17 protein-coding genes, 4 tRNA genes and 1 riboswitch are annotated in these 16135 nt (G+C 68.8%); of the genes, 15 read left to right on the top strand and 6 right to left on the bottom strand.

Annotated elements, in window-relative coordinates; genetic code table 11:
• Window positions 1–105: 105 nt before the first annotated feature.
• The 3 genes from ACIBEJ_RS14035 to ACIBEJ_RS14025 all read right to left on the bottom strand — a co-directional run bounded on the left by ACIBEJ_RS14035 (window position 106) and on the right by ACIBEJ_RS14025 (window position 4193).
• Window positions 106–2268 carry a ribonucleoside-diphosphate reductase subunit alpha gene (locus ACIBEJ_RS14035; RefSeq protein ID WP_397183066.1) on the bottom strand — a complete coding sequence of 721 codons (2163 nt, stop codon included), beginning with the start codon at window positions 2266–2268 and terminating at the stop codon, window positions 106–108.
• Between the two features lie 114 nt (window positions 2269–2382).
• A riboswitch (cobalamin riboswitch) is annotated at window positions 2383–2586 on the bottom strand.
• Window positions 2587–2610: 24 nt separating this feature from the next.
• Complete coding sequence (locus ACIBEJ_RS14030; RefSeq protein ID WP_397183064.1) at window positions 2611–3537, bottom strand: Bug family tripartite tricarboxylate transporter substrate binding protein; 927 nt, start codon at window positions 3535–3537, stop codon at window positions 2611–2613.
• Between the two features lie 86 nt (window positions 3538–3623).
• Window positions 3624–4193: an ArsR/SmtB family transcription factor gene (locus ACIBEJ_RS14025; protein ID WP_397183063.1), complete on the bottom strand. Its 570-nt coding sequence runs from the start codon at window positions 4191–4193 to the stop codon at window positions 3624–3626.
• An 80-nt stretch (window positions 4194–4273) separates the two neighbouring features.
• Here ACIBEJ_RS14025 and ACIBEJ_RS14020 point away from each other — a divergent pair, with 80 nt between their 5' ends.
• On the top strand, window positions 4274–5650 hold the full coding sequence (locus tag ACIBEJ_RS14020; RefSeq protein ID WP_397183062.1) for an alpha/beta hydrolase: 1377 nt from the start codon (window positions 4274–4276) through the stop codon (window positions 5648–5650).
• Here the strand turns inward: ACIBEJ_RS14020 and ACIBEJ_RS14015 are convergent.
• Window positions 5626–6426, bottom strand: a complete 801-nt coding sequence (locus ACIBEJ_RS14015) for an SAM-dependent methyltransferase (RefSeq protein WP_397183060.1) — start codon at window positions 6424–6426, stop codon at window positions 5626–5628. The two genes, ACIBEJ_RS14020 and ACIBEJ_RS14015, sit on opposite strands and share 25 nt — an antisense overlap.
• A gap of 52 nt (window positions 6427–6478) precedes the next feature.
• Here ACIBEJ_RS14015 and ACIBEJ_RS14010 point away from each other — a divergent pair, with 52 nt between their 5' ends.
• Window positions 6479–7666 carry a cytochrome P450 gene (locus ACIBEJ_RS14010; RefSeq protein WP_397183059.1) on the top strand — a complete coding sequence of 396 codons (1188 nt, stop codon included), beginning with the start codon at window positions 6479–6481 and terminating at the stop codon, window positions 7664–7666.
• 3 nt (window positions 7667–7669) lie between these two features.
• Here the strand turns inward: ACIBEJ_RS14010 and glmS are convergent, their stop codons facing one another.
• Together glmS and ACIBEJ_RS14000 are read right to left on the bottom strand one after the other, a co-directional pair.
• A complete protein-coding gene (glmS, locus tag ACIBEJ_RS14005; protein WP_397183058.1) occupies window positions 7670–9490 on the bottom strand; it encodes a glutamine--fructose-6-phosphate transaminase (isomerizing) in 1821 nt (606 codons plus the stop codon).
• A gap of 14 nt (window positions 9491–9504) precedes the next feature.
• Entirely contained in the window at window positions 9505–9792 is a 288-nt protein-coding gene (locus tag ACIBEJ_RS14000; protein ID WP_397183057.1) for a hypothetical protein, read from the bottom strand.
• Between the two features lie 190 nt (window positions 9793–9982).
• Between ACIBEJ_RS14000 and ACIBEJ_RS13995 the strand changes: the two genes are divergently transcribed.
• The 13 genes from ACIBEJ_RS13995 (at window position 9983) to ACIBEJ_RS13935 (ending at window position 15882) form a co-directional block, all read left to right on the top strand.
• A complete protein-coding gene (locus ACIBEJ_RS13995; RefSeq protein ID WP_397183056.1) occupies window positions 9983–11821 on the top strand; it encodes an N-acetylmuramoyl-L-alanine amidase in 1839 nt (612 codons plus the stop codon).
• 88 nt (window positions 11822–11909) lie between these two features.
• Window positions 11910–11981: transfer RNA gene (locus ACIBEJ_RS13990), tRNA-Gly, on the top strand.
• 16 nt (window positions 11982–11997) lie between these two features.
• Window positions 11998–12068: transfer RNA gene (locus ACIBEJ_RS13985), tRNA-Cys, on the top strand.
• A 50-nt stretch (window positions 12069–12118) separates the two neighbouring features.
• Window positions 12119–12190 (top strand) — tRNA-Gly (locus tag ACIBEJ_RS13980).
• 25 nt (window positions 12191–12215) lie between these two features.
• A tRNA-Val gene (locus ACIBEJ_RS13975) sits at window positions 12216–12290 on the top strand.
• A gap of 243 nt (window positions 12291–12533) precedes the next feature.
• On the top strand, window positions 12534–12854 hold the full coding sequence (locus tag ACIBEJ_RS13970) for a hypothetical protein (RefSeq protein ID WP_397183055.1): 321 nt from the start codon (window positions 12534–12536) through the stop codon (window positions 12852–12854).
• Complete coding sequence (locus tag ACIBEJ_RS13965; RefSeq protein ID WP_397183054.1) at window positions 12811–13338, top strand: DUF6879 family protein; 528 nt, start codon at window positions 12811–12813, stop codon at window positions 13336–13338. The genes ACIBEJ_RS13970 and ACIBEJ_RS13965 overlap by 44 nt, the downstream gene beginning before the upstream one ends.
• 38 nt (window positions 13339–13376) lie before the next feature.
• Window positions 13377–14222 (top strand): Scr1 family TA system antitoxin-like transcriptional regulator, encoded by an 846-nt coding sequence (locus tag ACIBEJ_RS13960; RefSeq protein WP_397183053.1) that lies wholly within the window; start codon window positions 13377–13379, stop codon window positions 14220–14222.
• Between the two features lie 58 nt (window positions 14223–14280).
• The gene (locus ACIBEJ_RS13955; RefSeq protein WP_397183052.1) at window positions 14281–14640 is read left to right on the top strand and encodes a hypothetical protein; all 360 of its coding nucleotides are present in this window, start codon (window positions 14281–14283) and stop codon (window positions 14638–14640) included.
• Window positions 14637–14918 carry a hypothetical protein gene (locus tag ACIBEJ_RS13950; RefSeq protein ID WP_397183051.1) on the top strand — a complete coding sequence of 94 codons (282 nt, stop codon included), beginning with the start codon at window positions 14637–14639 and terminating at the stop codon, window positions 14916–14918. Before ACIBEJ_RS13955 ends, ACIBEJ_RS13950 begins: the two co-directional genes overlap by 4 nt.
• Window positions 14915–15061 (top strand): hypothetical protein, encoded by a 147-nt coding sequence (locus ACIBEJ_RS13945; protein ID WP_397183050.1) that lies wholly within the window; start codon window positions 14915–14917, stop codon window positions 15059–15061. The genes ACIBEJ_RS13950 and ACIBEJ_RS13945 overlap by 4 nt, the downstream gene beginning before the upstream one ends.
• Window positions 15062–15194: 133 nt before the next feature.
• Window positions 15195–15416 carry a DUF397 domain-containing protein gene (locus ACIBEJ_RS13940; protein WP_397183049.1) on the top strand — a complete coding sequence of 74 codons (222 nt, stop codon included), beginning with the start codon at window positions 15195–15197 and terminating at the stop codon, window positions 15414–15416.
• Between the two features lie 73 nt (window positions 15417–15489).
• Complete coding sequence (locus ACIBEJ_RS13935; protein ID WP_397183048.1) at window positions 15490–15882, top strand: hypothetical protein; 393 nt, start codon at window positions 15490–15492, stop codon at window positions 15880–15882.
• Window positions 15883–16135 lie beyond the last annotated feature (253 nt).

The following is a 16135-nucleotide window of genomic DNA, read 5'->3' as shown; positions in this document are numbered from 1 at the left end:
CGGAGCGTCAGGTCCATTCCGGGATCAAGCAACATTACTGGCCCTCCTTCGTCGGTCCAGCAATGCTTTTCATGCTGTGTCTAATGGTTCCTTCGCTTCGCTCAGTCACTGGCACGCCTCGCAGTACTCGGGGTTCTCCAGGGAGCACGCGACGGCTTCCTGGACGGGGGTGTTCTGGACGGTGGTCTGCGCGATCCGGGTGGCCGGACGCGAGCGCAGGTAGTAGGTGGTCTTGATGCCCTGCTTCCAGGCGTAGGCGTACATCGAGGAGAGCTTGCCGATGGTCGGCGTGGCCATGAACAGGTTCAGCGACTGCGACTGGTCGATGTACGGCGTGCGCGCCGCCGCCAGGTCGACCAGCGCCTTCTGCGGCAGCTCCCAGGCGGTCCGGTAGAGCACCTTCAGCTCGTCGGGAATGCCGGGGATGTCCTGGACGGAGCCGTCAGCCCGCTTGATGGCGTCGCGCATGTCCTGCGTCCACAGCCCGCGCTCCTGAAGGTCACGCACCAGGTAGCGGTTGACCTGCAAGAACTCGCCCGACAGCGTCTCACGCTTGAACACGTTGGACACCTGCGGCTCGATGCACTCGTAGCACCCGGCGATCGAGGCGATCGTCGCCGTCGGCGCGATGGCGATCATGAGCGAGTTCCGCAGCCCGGTCTCGGCGATCCTGGCGCGCAGCGCGTCCCACCGCGCGGAGGAGCCGACGCCGTAGTGGTCGGGGTGCAGCACGCCCTGGGCGGCGCGGGTGTCGTCGTAGGACGGGTGCCGCCCGCGCTCGGCGGCCAGGTCGGCGGAGGTGGCGTAGGCGGCGAGGGCGATCTCCTCGGCGATCCGGGTCGACAGCGCCAGCGCCTCGGGCGAGTCGAACGGCAGCCGCAGCGCGAAGAACACGTCGGCCAGCCCCATGACGCCGAGCCCGATCGGCCGCCAGCGCAGGTTCGCCCTCTCGGCCTCGGGAGTCGGGTAGAAGCCCAGGTCGATGGTGCGATCGAGGAAGCGTACGGCGGTGCGCACGGTGCCGGCCAGCCGCTCCCAGTCCAGCCCGGCGGGGGTGAGGTGGGCGGCCAGGTTGACCGAGCCGAGGTTGCAGACCGCGGTCTCCCCGTCGCTGGTCACCTCCAGGATCTCGGTGCACAGGTTCGACAGGTGGATGACGTTCTCCGGCCTGGCCGTCTGGTTGGAGACGCGGTTGGCGGCGTCCTTGAAGGTCATCCAGCCGTTTCCGGTCTGGGCCAGCGTGCGCATCATCCGGCCGTAGAGGGTGCGGGCGGGGAGCCGGCGCGTGTACAGGCCCTGCGCCTCGGCGGCGCGGTAGGCGGTGTCGAAGGCGTCGCCGTACAGGTCGGTGAGATGCGGGACGGTCTTCGGGTCGAACAGCGACCACACGCCGTCGGACTCCACGCGGCGCATGAACTCGTCCGGCACCCAGTTGGCCAGGTTCAGGTTGTGGGTACGGCGGGCGTCCTCGCCGGTGTTGTCGCGAAGCTCCAGGAACTCCTCGATGTCGGCGTGCCAGGTCTCCAGGTAGACGCAGGCCGCGCCCTTGCGCCGGCCGCCCTGGTTGACGGCGGCCACGGAGGAGTCCAGCGTGCGCAGCCACGGCACGATGCCGTTGGAGTGCCCGTTGGTGCCCTTGATGAGCGATCCGCGCGAGCGGACCCGGGTCCAGGAGATGCCGATGCCGCCGGCGTACTTGGACAGGCGGGCCACCTGGCCGTAGCGGTCGTAGATCGACTCGAGCTCGTCACGCGGCGAGTCCAGCAGGAAGCAGGAGGAGAGCTGCGGGCGGCGCGCGCCCGAGTTGAACAACGTGGGCGAGGAGGGCAGGTAGGACAAGGTGGACATCAGCGCGTAGAGCTCGGCGGCCTCCTCGGCCGTCTCGGACAGGCCGCAGGCGACGCGGAGCATGAAGTGCTGCGGGCGCTCCAGCACCTTGCGGGTCTCGGGGTGGCGCAGCAGGTAGCGGTCGTAGACCGTGCGCAGGCCGAAGTACTCGAAGCGCTCGTCGGCCTCGGCGTCGATGAGATCATCCAGCTTTTCACGATTTTTCTGGACAAAGTCGGCGAGGGCGTCCTGGATGAGACCGGCCGCGTGCGTGGCGGCGATCGAGTCGGCGAACGAGCGGACCCCTTGGCCCGCCGCCTCCTCGGCGATCTCCTCGGCCAGCAGCCGCGCGGCGATCCGGGAGTTGGCCGGGTCGGCGATCACGCGCGCCGCCGCCTCCTCGATGGCCAGCCGCCGATCCATCTCAACGATCTGCGTCACGTGCAACACTCCTCGCGAGCGAGCTATCCCCCTGCGAGAGGGCACGCGAGAGCGCACGCGGCAAAGTACGGAGATCCCCCGGCCGCGCAGCCCCCGGGCCCTCCCTCGAGGCCCAATGGACGGACAACCGCTGGCAGGTCTTCGGGCTCGCGGGCGTCTCAACGCGTGAGTCCTACTGGCCGTCGCTTCCCGGACCCGGAGGTCCAGTGCTCATGACGGCGGTCGTTCCCGCTTACCGCTGCGGGGCAGCCCTGGAATCGCACCAGGTTCCCTTTTGCTCCGCCTCCTGGGAGGCGAACCAGCGACAGTGCAGGATCCTACATCTAGTGGCCGATCCCGCAACTATCCCCGGTATGTTGTGCTCGGCGTGTCGAGCATGCCCAGTTCGCGGAGTACTTTCCGGGTGCGGGCGGACTCGGTGGCCAGCCAGGTGGCGAAGTCGTCGCCGGCGAGCGGGATGGCCTCCCAGCCGCCGTCGCGGCAGGCCTCGTGCCAGGGGGCCGACCGGGTCGCGTCCTCCATCATGCGGACGGCGGCGCCCCGCCGTTCACCGTCCATGGCGGCGGGCCCGACCACCGCGCACCAGTCGGCGAAGTCGACCCGCACCCCGCACTCCAGGAGGGTGGGCGCCTCGACGCCGGGAACCCGGGCGGCGGAGGAGACGGCCAGCGGCCGGATCCTGCCGGACTCGAGCCTGGCCCGCCAGTCGCGCAGCCGCCCGGTGGCCGCGGCGACCTTGCCGCCCTGCATGGCCGCCGCCACCTCCTGGGCGCCCGGGTAGCCGGTGTAGTCGATCTTCCTGACGTCCACGCCGAGCCCCTGCGCGATCAGCCCGAACAGCAGGTGGTCGGGCTCGCCCAGCGGCCCGCCGGCCAGGTAGGTGCGCTCCGGCTGGGCCAGCAGGTGGGCGGCGAAGGCGTCGAAGTCCTTCAGCCGCGAGTTGGCCGGCACGACCAGCACCTCGACGTTGCCGGTGAGCCTGGCCAGCGGCGTGGTGGCCACGTGCATGGGACGCTGGTCGTTCATCTCGGCGGCGGCCAGGGCGGGCAGGCCGGTCACGGTGACGTTGGTCGCCGCGCCGGCGCCGGTGGCGGGGTAGCCGGTCCTGCGCAGGGTGCGGTAGAGCGCCTGGGCGACCGAGGCCCATCGCTCGCCGCCGGGGACGACGCCGAAGGGGCCGAGGACGTTCGCGCCGCCGCCCGAGGTCGCGCAACCGGCGGCACAGGCGGCCAGGCCGAGCCCGAGTGCGAAGAAACGCCGACGTCGCATGATGCCCCTCCCCGTGCCGCCGAAAGACCTCCCATTACATGAGGTTATTGGCAGATCACACGGTGTTACACATCGGGGGGCACTCTTCACGAATCATCGGCGGGCAGCGCGAACATCCTGATGAAGAGCGGGCGGGAGTCCGGGGGCGCGTCCGAGGCGCGATGGCTGTACTTGAACAGCAGCGCGATGTACTCCTCGTGGAAGGCGTCGAGATCCTCCTTGGTCATCCGGCCGAACCCCCGCGAGGCCTTGGTCCAGTCGGGATCGCGCCGGTAGGCGTCGGGGAAGCGCTCCATCAGCGCGCGGTCCTCGTCCATCCCGATGCGGTAGAACTCCTCCAGCACCGCGCGGCTCTCCGGCGCGACGTCGCGGAAGTTCGGGGTGCGGATGTCGCGCGGCGTCTCGGCCTTGCGCCACCAGCGTTCGCGGCCGGTCGAGCGCTCGGGGATCTCTTCGATGAAGCCGTACTTCTCCAGTTGGCGCAGGTGATAGCTGGTGGTGCCGGTCTTGGCACCGAGCAGTTCGCCGAGCGTGGTGGAGGTGGCGGGGCCGTGCACGTTGAGGTGCGACAGCATGCGCCGGCGCATCGGATGGGCCAGTGCCTTCAGGCGATCGTGGTCGTCGATGACCAGCGGCGCCTCTTGCTCATCCTTCATGAGGAGAGAGCTTAGTCCTGCCGGATGATTTCTGCAGACATCTCTTTGCCGAGAACTCTCTGCAGAGTAGCGTCGGCCTCATGAAGAAGTTGTTGATCATGTTGTTCGCGCTCGTCTGCGCGCTCCTCCCGGCCGCCCCCGCGCTCGCCGCCGACGGCCTGACCGTCACCGAGGTCTCCTTCCGCGGCAGCGGCGGGCTCCAGCTCCACGGGAGCGTGCTGGTCCCCTCCGGCGCCCGCGGGCCGCTGCCCGGCCTGGTGCTCGTCCACGGCTCCGGCGGCGGCACCCCGCGGACCAAGCTCATGACCGAGGCCGAGTCCTTCGCCCGCCAGGGCCTGGCGGTGCTGGTCTACGACAAGCGCTCCGAGGGCTACTCGATGACCCGGCGCGACTACGGCCAGCTCGCCGGCGACGCGCTCGGCGCGCACGCGGCGCTGCGCGCGTTCGAGGGCGTCGACCGGGACGCCGTGGGCATCTGGGGGCTGAGCGAGGGCGGCTGGGTGGCCCCGCTGGCCGCCTCGCGCTCCAAGGACGTCGCGTTCGTGGTGATGGTCGGCGGCAACGCGATGGAGCCGCTGCGCCAGCAGACCTGGGCGGTCGCCGCCGGGCTGCGCAACGCCGGCGTACGCGGCCCGGTGCCCGACCGCGGCGTGCCCGCCGCCTACCGGCTGCTGGCCGGCGCGGGACAGTTCCCGATGCCCTGGCACGACGCGCAGGCCGTACTGTCCAGGGTCACCCAGCCCGTGCTCGGCATCTGGGGCGCCCACGACCTGCTCACCCCGCCTCGGGAGACCCCCGCCCTGCTGGCCGAGGGCCTGGCCCACGAGCACTACACGCTGCGCTACTTCGCCGGCGCCGACCACGCCGCCCATCTCACGCCCGACCGCGGCGTCACCCGCTCCCCCGAGCTCGCCCCCGGCTACGCCGAGGCCGTCGGAACCTGGGTGAAGCGCGTCGCCGCGGGCGAGCTGCCCAGCGCGGAGAGCGTGGGCGAGCTGCCCGCCCAGGCCTCGACGACGGTCGCGGTCCCGGCGCCCGCCTGGTGGGAGTCGGCGGCGGTGCAGATGGGGGCGCTGCTGCTGTTCCTCGTGGCCTTCCTGGGCTACCCGGTCTGGGCGCTGGTCAGGCGGGTGCGGGGCCGTACCGTGAGCTCGTCGCGGGCGGCGCGGACGGTCGCGTTCGCCGCGCCCGTCGCGGCCTTCGGCGCGCTGGCCTACGTGTTCTACTCCATCATGACGGGCGCCAAGCTGGGCTCGCCCGGCCCGCTGGTGGCCGGGCGGCCGCTCGTCTGGCTGGCGTTGCAGGCCCTCGCGGTGCTCGCGCTGGTCGCGGCGGTGATCACGGTGCCCGCCGCCCGCCGGGCCCGCGGCTCCGAGCGGGTACGGCTGGCCGTCCTGCTGACCGGCGCCGCGGCCTTCCTGCCCTGGGCGCTCTACTGGGGGCTGCTGACCCCGTGACCCGGCTTCCTGCCCATGGCGGCCCTCAGGTACGGCGGCAGCCGGTCCTCACCGATCAGCCGGGGCGTGTCGGGACGCCACTCGGTCACCTCGACCAGCCCCGGCTCGACCAGCTCGAAGTCGCCGAAGAACTCCAGGATCTCCGCCTCGGTCCGCCCCACGGCCCCGCCGACGGAGGAGCCTCGGTAGATGTTCTTGGCCTCCTCCTCCGCCTCCACGTCGCCGAGCGTCGGAACGGCGTGGGTGAGCACGAGGTAGCTGCCCGGCGGCACGGCGGCGCGCAGCACCGCGACCATGCCCGCCGGATCGTCGGCCTCCTGGACGAAGTGCAGGATCGACACCAGCAGCACCGCGATCGGCTCGCTGAAGTCGAGAAACCCGGTCACCTCGGGGCTGGCCAGCACCTCTCTGGGCCGCAGCAGGTCGGAGTGCAGGAACACGACCCGCCCCGACTCCTCCAGCAGCGCCCGCGCGTGCGCGGCCACGACCGCGTCGTTGTCGACGTAGACGACCCGGGCCTCGGGCGCGATCTCGTGCACGTTGCCCTGGGTGGGCAGGCCGCTGCCGAGATCCAGGAACTGCCTGATGCCCGTCTCGGTCAGCGCGCGCACCGCCCGCTGCAGGAAGGCGCGGTTGGCCCTGGCTATGGGGATGGCCTCGGGGATGTGCTTCGACAGTTGGTCGATCGCCTCGCGGTCGACGACGAAGTTGTTCTTTCCGCCGAGCATGTAGTCATACATCCGCGCCAGGTTCGGCGTCTGCGGGTCGAAGGCCACATCGTGATCTTAGGTCTTCTCAGCCGTTACTTCACTGGATACCGTCCGATTCATGGCCGATTTAGAGCATTTCCCCTTTCCGTCCGGTCCGCGGGGTGCCCCATCGGACCTGTACGCCGTCCGCCGCGAGAAGGACCCGCTCGGTCTCGTCAGAGCGCCGAGCGGCCACCTCATCCACCTGGCGACCCGCTACGAGGACGCCGCCATGGTGCTGACCGACCCGCGCTTCAGCCGCGACCTGTCCTACCCCGGCGCGCCCCGCATGTTCAGCGGCTTCACGATCGCCGAGGCGCCCGGCGGCCTGATCGGCATGGACCCGCCCGACCACACCCGGCTGCGCCGGCTGCTGTCGGGCACCTTCACCCCGCGCCAGGTGAACGGCTGGCGCCCCCGCCTGCGCGAGCTGGCCACGGACCTCGCCGACCGGCTGCCCGCCGCGTTCGACTTCGTGACCGAGTTCGCCTTCCCGCTGCCCGTCCAGGTGATCTGCGATGTCATGGGCGTGCCCGGCATCGACAGCGAGCGCGTGCGGCGCTGGTCGGACGCCATGCTCTCCTCCTCCGGGCTCACCGAGGAGGAGAAGGCCCACTCCGCCGCGGAGTTCTACGCCTACTGCGCCACGATGATCGCCGAGCACCGCGAGGCCCCCGGCGACGGCCTGCTCGCCTCCATGATCGAGGCCAGGGACGGCGCCGACCGGCTCACCGAGGACGAGCTCGTCCGCATGACGCTCGGGCTGTTCCTGGCCGGGCACGAGACGACCGGCTCGATCCTGTCCAGGGCGGCGCTGCGGCTGCTGGCTCCCCGCGACGGCTACGAGCGCCTGGTCGCCGACCCCGGCGTGATCCCGAGGGCGACCGAGGAGCTGTTCCGCGTGGAGCAGCCGGGCGACAGCCCGCTCATCCGCGTGGCCACCGAGGACGTCGAGCTGCCCTCCGGCCCGATCAGGAAGGGTGAGGGGGTCATCGCCTCCTTCGCCGGGGCCAACTTCGATCCCCGCGTCTTCCCCTCCCCCGCCACCATGGACTTCGACCGGCCCGCCGGGCAGTCGCACCTCGCCTTCGGCAGGGGCGCCCACTACTGCCTGGGCGCCAACCTGGCCAGGGCCGAGGTGCAGGAGTTCCTGGGCGTGATGGCGGCGCGCCTGCCGGGGTTGCGGCTGGCCGTACCGGCTGAGGAGGTGGAGTGGACGGCGGGCAGCATCATGGTCCGCCCGCTCCACCTGCCGGTGCGCAAGTAGCGGCTACTCCACCGTCACGCTCTTGGCGAGGTTGCGGGGCTTGTCGACGTCGCGCTCCAGCGCGACGGCGGCGTGGTAGGCCAGCAGCTGCAGCGGGATCGTCAGCAGGATGGGGTCGAGCTCGATCTCGTTCTTCGGCACGACGATCGCGTCGTCGGCCAGCTTGGCGCCGGGCTCGCGGTGGCCGATCATGAGGACGTTGCCGCCGCGGGCGCGGATCTCGCCGAGCGTGGTGAGGTTCTTGTCGAGCAGCTCGTCGTCGGGGACGATCGCCACCGTCGGCATGTCGGGGCCGATGAGCGCGAGCGGCCCGTGCTTGAGCTCGCTGGCCGGGTAGGCCTCGGCGTGGATGTAGGAGATCTCCTTGAGCTTCTGCGCGCCCTCCCTGGCCACGGGGTAGCCGCGGACCCGGCCGACGAACATGATCGACGGGCGGTGGGCGTACTTCTGGGCGAGGTCCCTGATCCGGTCGCCCTGCTTGAGGATCTCCTCGATCTGGTCGGGCAGCTTGGCCAGGCCGTCCACGATGCGGCGGCCGTCGGCGGGCGAGAGGTCGTGGACACGGCCGAAGTGCAGCGCCAGCAGCGCGAAGGCCACCGCGGTCGAGGTGAACGCCTTGGTGGAGGCGACCGAGACCTCGGGCCCCGCGTGCAGGTAGATGCCGCCGTCCACCTCGCGGGCGATGGCGCTGCCGACGGCGTTGACGATGCCGATGACGCGCCCGCCCTTGCGCTTGAGCTCCTGGACGGCGGCGAGCGTGTCGTAGGTCTCGCCCGACTGGCTGATCGCGACATAGAGGGTGTCGGGGTCGACGACCGGATTGCGGTAGCGGAACTCCGAGGCGGGCTCGGCGTCGGCGGGGATGCGGGCCAGTTCCTCGATGAGCTGGGCGCCGATCTGGCCGGAGTAGTAGGCGGAGCCGCAGCCGATGATCTTCACGCGGCGGAAGGAGCGGGTCTCGCGGGCGTCCATGTTGAGCCCGCCCAGGTGGGCGATGTGGAAGCGCTCGTCGAGCCGGCCGCGCAGCGTGCGGGCGACGGTCTCGGGCTGCTCGGAGATCTCCTTGAGCAGGTAGTGCTCGAAGCCGCCGGTGTCGTAGTGCCCGGCCTCGACGTCGACGGTCAGCGGCTCCTTCGCCGTCTCCAGGCCGCCGCTGGCGAAGGTGTGGAAGCCGTCGGCCCTGAGCACGGCCAGCTCGCCGTCCTCCAGGTGGACGACCTGGCGGGTGTAACGGACGAGCGCGGCCACGTCGGAGGCGGCGAACATCTCCTTCTCGCCGATGCCGAGCACGATCGGGCTGCCGTTGCGCGCCACGACGACCTCGCCGGGGCGCTCGGCGTCGACGACGGCGATGCCGTACGTGCCGACGACGCTCTTGAGCGCCTTCCTGACCGCCTCCTCCAGGCTGGCGGTCTCCTCGACGGTGCGGGCGATCAGGTGGGCGAGGACCTCGGTGTCGGTCTCGGAGGCGAAGACGACGCCGTCGGCCTCCAGCTTGGCGCGCAGTTCGGTGGCGTTCTCGATGATGCCGTTGTGGACGACCGCGACGCGCTCGTCGGCGGAAAGGTGCGGGTGGGCGTTGAGGTCGCTGGGCACGCCGTGGGTGGCCCACCGCGTGTGACCGATGCCGAGCGTGCCCTTGAAGCGCGTGGGTACGGCTCGCGCCAGGTCGGCCACCCGCCCCTTGACCTTGCGGACCTTCAGCCCCTTGTTGGAGACGACGACCCCGGCCGAGTCGTACCCGCGGTACTCCAGGCGCTGCAGTCCCTCCAGCAGGATGGGGGCGGCGTCCTTCGGACCGACATAAGCCACAATTCCGCACATACGGGCGTCCTCTCTTATCCGTAGACGATGCGGCGTAGCTGGCGCAGGGACAGCTCCGGTGCCGCGACCCGGCGTCCCGGCAGCTCGGCGGCGATCCTGGGGAAGATCTCGTCGTTGGTGAGGCCGCGGGCCTTCAGCTCGCCGTGCCGCCGCCGGACGAACTCTTCCACCGTCTCGGAGAAGTACGCCAGCACGTCGGCGACCACGCGGGCCGCCTCACCGGGGGCCAGCGGGCTGGTCCTGGTCAGGTGCGCGATGAGCTCTTCGTAGGGATGCCGTGCCGTGGACACAGTCGAGGACATTACGCATCTGGGCCACGTTCAAACAACTTCCTGCCCGAAATCGGGCAGGAATTGGCGAGTTCAGTCCGGACCTTTGCCTCACGAGGTCCCCAAATCGGACCACATACGCATCGCACGCCCCGCGTGACACTCTTCTCACAGGGCATGATTACTCTATGTAGTTGTATGCAGCCTTTCCGTGGGAGTTGTCATGCCGCACTGGATCGCCCTCACCCTCGCCACCGGCCTCCTGACCGCACCCGCCCACCAGCCAGGACGGCAGGGCGACTTCGCCGACGCGGCCCGCGAGTACGGCGTTCCCGTCGGCGTGCTGCTCGGGGTCTCCTACATGCAGTCGCGGTGGGACGACCACGCCGGGCAACCGAGCGTGTCCGGGGGCTACGGGCCGATGCACCTTGTGGACGGGGGCGCGGCCGTATCGGAGGGTCATCACCACGACGGCGACCCGCGCGGCGACGACGCCCGGCCCATGCGCCCCGACCACGCGCCCGGCGTGGCCGCCGCCGCGCCCTCGGGAAGCCCGGAAGAGGCGAGCGAGGACACGTTGCGGGAGGCGGCGCGGCTGAGCGGGATCGACGCGGGGCGGCTGCGGCGCGATCCGGCCGCCAACATCCGCGGCGGGGCGGCGCTGCTGGCCTCCTACCAGGCGCGGCCGAGCCGGGATCCGGCCGACTGGTATGACGCGGTCGTGCGGTACGCGGGCTCGCGTGGGTTCGCGGACGAGGTGTTCGCGCTGATGAGGGTGGGTGCGGCGCGCCGTACCGACGACGGCTCCCAGGTACGGCTGGCCGCCGCGCCCGAGGCGGTGCCGCCCGCGCGCCCGATGCGCAGGGCGGCCAACCCCGCCGAGTGCCCGGAGGCGCTGGACTGCGAGTGGATGCCCGCGGCGTTCAAGGCGTTCGGCAAGAAGAAGGACTACGGCAACCACGACCGCCTGAACCGGCCGCGGCGCATCGACTACATCGTCATCCACGACACCGAGGGCTCCTACGCGGGTGTCCCGTCGATGGTCCGCAACCCGCGTTATGTGAGCTGGCACTACACCATCCGCTCCCGCGACGGACATGTCGCCCAGCACGTGCGTAATCGCGATATTGCATGGCACGCGGGGAATTGGGACATTAATTCGCGATCTATCGGCATTGAGCATGAGGGTTATCTCGCGCGGGGCGGCACCTGGTACACCGAGGCCATGTACCGCTCGTCGGCGCGGCTGGTGAAGCACCTGGCGTCGGTGTACAAGATCCCGCTCGACCGCGCGCACGTCATCGGCCACGACAACGTGCCCGGCACCACCCCGGGCACCGTGCCCGGCATGCACGAGGACCCCGGCCCCTACTGGGACTGGGCCCGCTACTTCGCCCTCATGGACGCACCGCTCAAGCCGGACAAGGGCGGCGGCTCCCTCATCATCCGCCCCGACTTCGACCGGCATCAGGAGAGGTACACGGGCTGCTTCGGCAAGCGCCCGGCCCGCGCCTGCCCGTCACAGGGCTCGGCGTCGGTGTGGCTGCGCACCGCGCCGCGCCAGGACGCGCCGCTCGTCGACGACATCGGCAAGCGCGTCGGCAAGGACAGCACCTACAGCGTCTACGACCACAGCGCCCGCGCCTCGACCGGCCAGCGCTTCGCCGTGGCCGGGCGCGAGGGCGAGTGGACCGCGATCTGGTACCTGGGACAGAAGGCCTGGTTCCACAATCCGCCGTCCGAGCCGACGGCGATCCCGGCGTCCGGCCCGCTGGCGACGCCGGTGAAGAACAAGGTCAGGGTGTACGGCCGGGCGTACCCCGAAAAGTCCGCCTACACCGGCTCACGCAGCCGTTTCCAGCGCCACGTCCCCCTGAACTACGTCATCCGCCGAAGCGAGACCTATTCGGTGGGCCTGACCCTCACCGGCACCTACCACCGGGCCGACTCCATCCGCCCCGCCCGGCACGACACCGTCAAGGGACGGCTGCGCTACCACCAGATCCAGCTCGGGCACCGGGTGATGTTCGTCAAGGCGCAGGACGTCCGGGTGTTCAACTGATTTTCCCACGGCCGCCGCCCGTTGCGCACAGGCACTCCACGGAAGCGATATGGTTTTCCCGTGACCGGCGCTCACCGCCCGGACACACGCGGAAGTGGCTCAGTGGTAGAGCATCACCTTGCCAAGGTGAGGGTCGCGGGTTCAAATCCCGTCTTCCGCTCGGAGTGCGATCTCCTGGTGGAGTGGCCGAGAGGCGAGGCAGCGGCCTGCAAAGCCGTCTACACGGGTTCAAATCCCGTCTCCACCTCGGTTGTACGGGGGACCCGTGAGGATCCGCTAAAGTAGGTCAAGCGCCATGCGGAAGTGGCTCAGTGGTAGAGCATCACCTTGCCAAGGTGAGGGTCGCGGGTTCGAATCCCGTCTTCCGCTCTTGAACAACTGAATACATCCCCAAGGACGATTAGCTCAGCGGGAGAGCGCTTCCCTGACACGGAAGAGGTCACTGGTTCAATCCCAGTATCGTCCACCATGCTCCATAGCAGATCAGGTCTGACCTGGTCAAACACGAGACATAGCCCCAGCTCACGGCCTGGATCGTGAGCCTGGGGCTTCTTGTTGTTCCGGGTTGATACCGGCTGTCGTCAGCACGCGTGCTGACGTTGTGCTGACCCGTATCGGTTGCATCGAAGCCCCGAACCTTGACTCATCTGGTCCTGCCGCTGAAGCTCACCTGGTACAGGAGCAACATCAGGCGATCCGCTAGGTAGGGCTCATGAAACGACTCGACTTCGTAGGCGTCGATCCCACGAACGAGACAGACGACTGTCCAGCCGTGTTCGTCGATCCCGACACAGGCGACTTCTACTTCCAGGGCGATACGGTGACTGATCCAGACCTGCTCGCCTGGATCAACTCCGACAGTCGAATCAAGGACACAGAGTCGGTAGTCCGGCTTCCCGCCGCGATGGCGAACATCATCATGGAGGCAGCTCGTGGCAGCTACGAACGAGGCAAGCGCCGCTTCGTCCCTGGCACACACCCCCGGCCCGATGAAGATACTCGGACAAGACTCGAAGAAGCCGACGTTCGCTGAGCTACTGGCCGACTGCACGACGTCGGCCGTGCATCTGGAGATGCACGACCAGCACATGACGTCCAACCCTTCCTTCCAAGCGTGGAAGGCCGGAAAACCGTTCATCGACGCGGGCAAGGCGAAAGCATGGGTAGACCTCGTGTCCGCCGCTGTCACTCGCGGTGTCTCCGTCAGGCGAGCGCGCATCGTCTCGGAACCTGCATCCGACTACGTGCGCTGGGAACATGCTGTCGCTCCCGCCTTCCAACTCGCGGCGGGCGAACAGTTGCGATGGCTACCCCGCCCCTTGGCATCTGGGCTTGCCCTGCCTGGAAACCCGTACTGGGTCTTCGATGGGCACCTAGTCCGCTTCTCACTGTTCGACGGTGAGGGAGAGCTTCAGGGACATCAGTTCACCGAAGATGCCTCCCTGGTCGGCTTGTGCGAGTCTGCTTTCGAGGCTGTCTGGGAGCTGGCAACGCCGCACGAGAAGTACCAGATCTAGCCCACAAGATCATGCCTTCGTCAGCGTCTTCCAGCGCAATGCATGCGCGCCAGGTGCTTGCCGCTCAGCTTCGTGAGATTCGCCTAGAGGCCGGGTTGAGCGGCACCGCACTGGCGGAGGCTGCGGGCTGGCACGGCGTCTCTAAAATTTCCAAGATCGAGAACGCCATTCGCCCGCCATCTGCGGATGACATCCGCACATGGTGCCGCGTGTGCGGTGTCTCGCCGGAGCGGACCGCTGAGCTGCTAGCGAGCCAGCGAGCCGCCGCCGGGATGTGGACAGACTCCAAGAGAATCAATCGCGCCGGACTTCGGGCCGCTCAGAAGTCCATCCGACCGGCCTTCGAGCGAAGCACGCTTGTCCGCGTCTATCAGCCGAGAATGATTCCTGGCCTTCTACAGACGCCTGCCTACGCAGAGGCAGTTCTCCGCGCCGTGCACAAGCGACACAAGATCCACACTGATGACATCGGTGATGCCGTGAGTGAACGCATAAGCAGGCAAAGCGTGCTTCACAAGGCGGGGCATCGCTTCGCCTTCCTTGTCGAGGAGGCCGCCCTCCGCTTCCAGCTCTTTGCGCCGGAAGTCCTACAAGATCAGCTCATCGCTCTTGATCGCGCGATGGCCATTCCGTCAGTCTCGCTCGGGGTTGTCCCTCTCGATGCCGCCAGGGCGGCATCCCCTCATGCCGCGCCGGTCGAAGGCTTCACGATGTTCGACGGGGAGATGGTCAGCATTGAACTGGTATCGGGTCACTTGAAACTGACCCAGCCATGGGAGGTCGCTCTCTACGCAGAGCGCTTCTCGGCTTTCTCCGCTATAGCGGCATTCGGTGTAGGCGCACGCCAGTTGATCCAAAGAGCCGTACGCTCGATGGCCCAATAGGGGGCCAATGTGGGCAAGATCGTTGAGGCTCGAAATCCTCCGCTCCTACGGTCGATGCATGGCCCCCGCACAGAGATCATGCAGACGCCAGAAGACGCCGTTGGCCTGCAAGTCAGGCCCTGACATCCGCGACGGGCGCACGGTCTACGTGGAGGATCTCACGCCCGAGGAGCTGGAGGCGTTCGGGCCGGAGGCCAACCCCGAGCCACCGCCCCCTCCGTCGTGGACGCGGGAGGAGTACCGGGCGCTACTGATCGCGCGTGGGGTCAGGGAAAGCAAGTGGTGCGACGCGGCCGGATACGACGCGGCCGGATACGACGGATACCTGGAGTTGGCCGAAGCCCACGGGTTCTTGGAGAAGCGTCCGAACACCGAGCCGTGGGACCTGCTGATCGCCGAGCAGGAGGAGGACGAGTGAAGCTTGAGATCCACTGGAAGCCTCACTTCCGTGACACCGAGTACGGGATGGTCGGGGAGATCAAAGCCTTCTCGCTCGTTGATCACGGCCGGGACTTCACGCTGTACCCCAGACTGCCGGACCGGAAAGGCCAGACGCCGCTCCCAGAGGAGTTCCGTACCTGCGCGGAAGCCAAGGCCCGAGCTGACCAACTGCTGACGGCCTTCCTGAAGGACTTCTTGTCGAAGATTTCCCCTACCAAGGAGGCCGCCATCAGCGCGGCCAAGGAGGCGTCATGACCACAACGGTCGAGCTGGCGCGCAAGATCGCCGCGCTCCTGGCGCTGCTGCCGCTCAACATCGTTGCCGCTATCGCCTTGAAGACGATCGTGGACGACTGGCGCAACGGCTGGCGTCCCTGGTACTGGGACGGCTGGCGCTAGAAGCTCACGGCCGGTCCAACCTGCCCTAGGAACACCCACCACCGTGTTCGGGCCAGCCGTGAAGGTGGCCCCCGCCTGCAAATGGCGGGGGCTATCAAATCCATCCATCACATCGCTAGGAGGTCTGTTCAGCATGGCTGTGGACTTGTACGCGAACGATCTCGGCCCGCTGGCCTTCCGCCGTGTGTGCGGCGGCAACAACAACGAAGACGGCGAAGGCGAGTCCTGCATGGAGATCGCCCCGCTTGCGGGCGTGGACGACGCGTTCGCCCTGCGTGACTCCAAGAACCCGGATGCCGGGACGCTCCGCTTCACCGGTGACGAGCTTCGCGCGGCCGGATTGACCAGCATCTAGCACGTCGCTCCTTGATGGCCCCTGCCCGGCTGAATCAGGCAGGGGCCACGCCTTCGACTGTACGGGGGATCTATTGCACTGGCACGGCTACATCTGGAACGGCAACGGCCAGGAGCTGGCTCGTGAGGCGGAGCGGCGACCCACGTCGCCGGACTTCTTCAGTTCGCTCCTGCCGCCCATGCGCACGGGCGAGTGGCTGGCCAAACCTGCATCGCGGATCGCGGAGACCTTCGACGACGTGGACAAGGCCATCGAATGGATGCCCACCGTCTACGAAGCTGCCCACCTCCACGACCCGATCCCCCGGAGTCTGCGCCAGGACCAGGCGTATGACCTGTTGCCGCGCGGGGTCGATGTGCAGTGGGGCTGCTGGCTTCCGGGGGGACGCTTCGTCACGGTCGGGATGATCTGCTGCCCGAACCGGCACGTGCAACATCCCTGCCCTCAGTCCCGTGACAAACGGTAGCGGCCGGCAAACCTGCCCGCTGGTCATTAGCCCTGGTCACAGCCCTGGAAGGAGACCCCCGATGCTGCGTAAGCACCTGTACGTGCTGGCCCCTTTCCTTGTCCTGGCCGGGGTGTTCGGCTGGTGGCTCGCGGTGGTGGCGGACTTCTAGCCAACCAACCCGGCCGGGAGCCCGGTACGTCGGTGATTTAGCGTACTCAGCCGTTCGAGGGTCACGTACCCGTACCGGCCTGGGCCGTGTACACGCTTCAGA

It is taken from the genome of Nonomuraea sp. NPDC050790 (genome assembly GCF_044456745.1).
Lineage (GTDB): Bacteria > Actinomycetota > Actinomycetes > Streptosporangiales > Streptosporangiaceae > Nonomuraea.
Note: the sequence above shows the minus strand (reverse complement) of the source record. Positions and strands in the feature narration are given on the sequence as shown.

Coding starts and splice junctions, on each gene's coding strand:
- ACIBEJ_RS13955 (WP_397183052.1), top strand. CDS start 14,281: ATGGCCCCCGCACAGAGATCATGCAGACGCCAGAAGACGCCGTTGGCC.
- glmS (WP_397183058.1), bottom strand. CDS start 9,490: ATGTGCGGAATTGTGGCTTATGTCGGTCCGAAGGACGCCGCCCCCATC.
- ACIBEJ_RS14025 (WP_397183063.1), bottom strand. CDS start 4,193: ATGAAGGATGAGCAAGAGGCGCCGCTGGTCATCGACGACCACGATCGC.
- ACIBEJ_RS14020 (WP_397183062.1), top strand. CDS start 4,274: ATGAAGAAGTTGTTGATCATGTTGTTCGCGCTCGTCTGCGCGCTCCTC.
- ACIBEJ_RS13945 (WP_397183050.1), top strand. CDS start 14,915: ATGACCACAACGGTCGAGCTGGCGCGCAAGATCGCCGCGCTCCTGGCG.
- ACIBEJ_RS13970 (WP_397183055.1), top strand. CDS start 12,534: ATGAAACGACTCGACTTCGTAGGCGTCGATCCCACGAACGAGACAGAC.
- ACIBEJ_RS13995 (WP_397183056.1), top strand. CDS start 9,983: ATGCCGCACTGGATCGCCCTCACCCTCGCCACCGGCCTCCTGACCGCA.
- ACIBEJ_RS14030 (WP_397183064.1), bottom strand. CDS start 3,537: ATGCGACGTCGGCGTTTCTTCGCACTCGGGCTCGGCCTGGCCGCCTGT.
- ACIBEJ_RS13940 (WP_397183049.1), top strand. CDS start 15,195: ATGGCTGTGGACTTGTACGCGAACGATCTCGGCCCGCTGGCCTTCCGC.
- ACIBEJ_RS14010 (WP_397183059.1), top strand. CDS start 6,479: ATGGCCGATTTAGAGCATTTCCCCTTTCCGTCCGGTCCGCGGGGTGCC.
- ACIBEJ_RS13960 (WP_397183053.1), top strand. CDS start 13,377: ATGCATGCGCGCCAGGTGCTTGCCGCTCAGCTTCGTGAGATTCGCCTA.
- ACIBEJ_RS13965 (WP_397183054.1), top strand. CDS start 12,811: ATGAAGATACTCGGACAAGACTCGAAGAAGCCGACGTTCGCTGAGCTA.
- ACIBEJ_RS14000 (WP_397183057.1), bottom strand. CDS start 9,792: ATGTCCTCGACTGTGTCCACGGCACGGCATCCCTACGAAGAGCTCATC.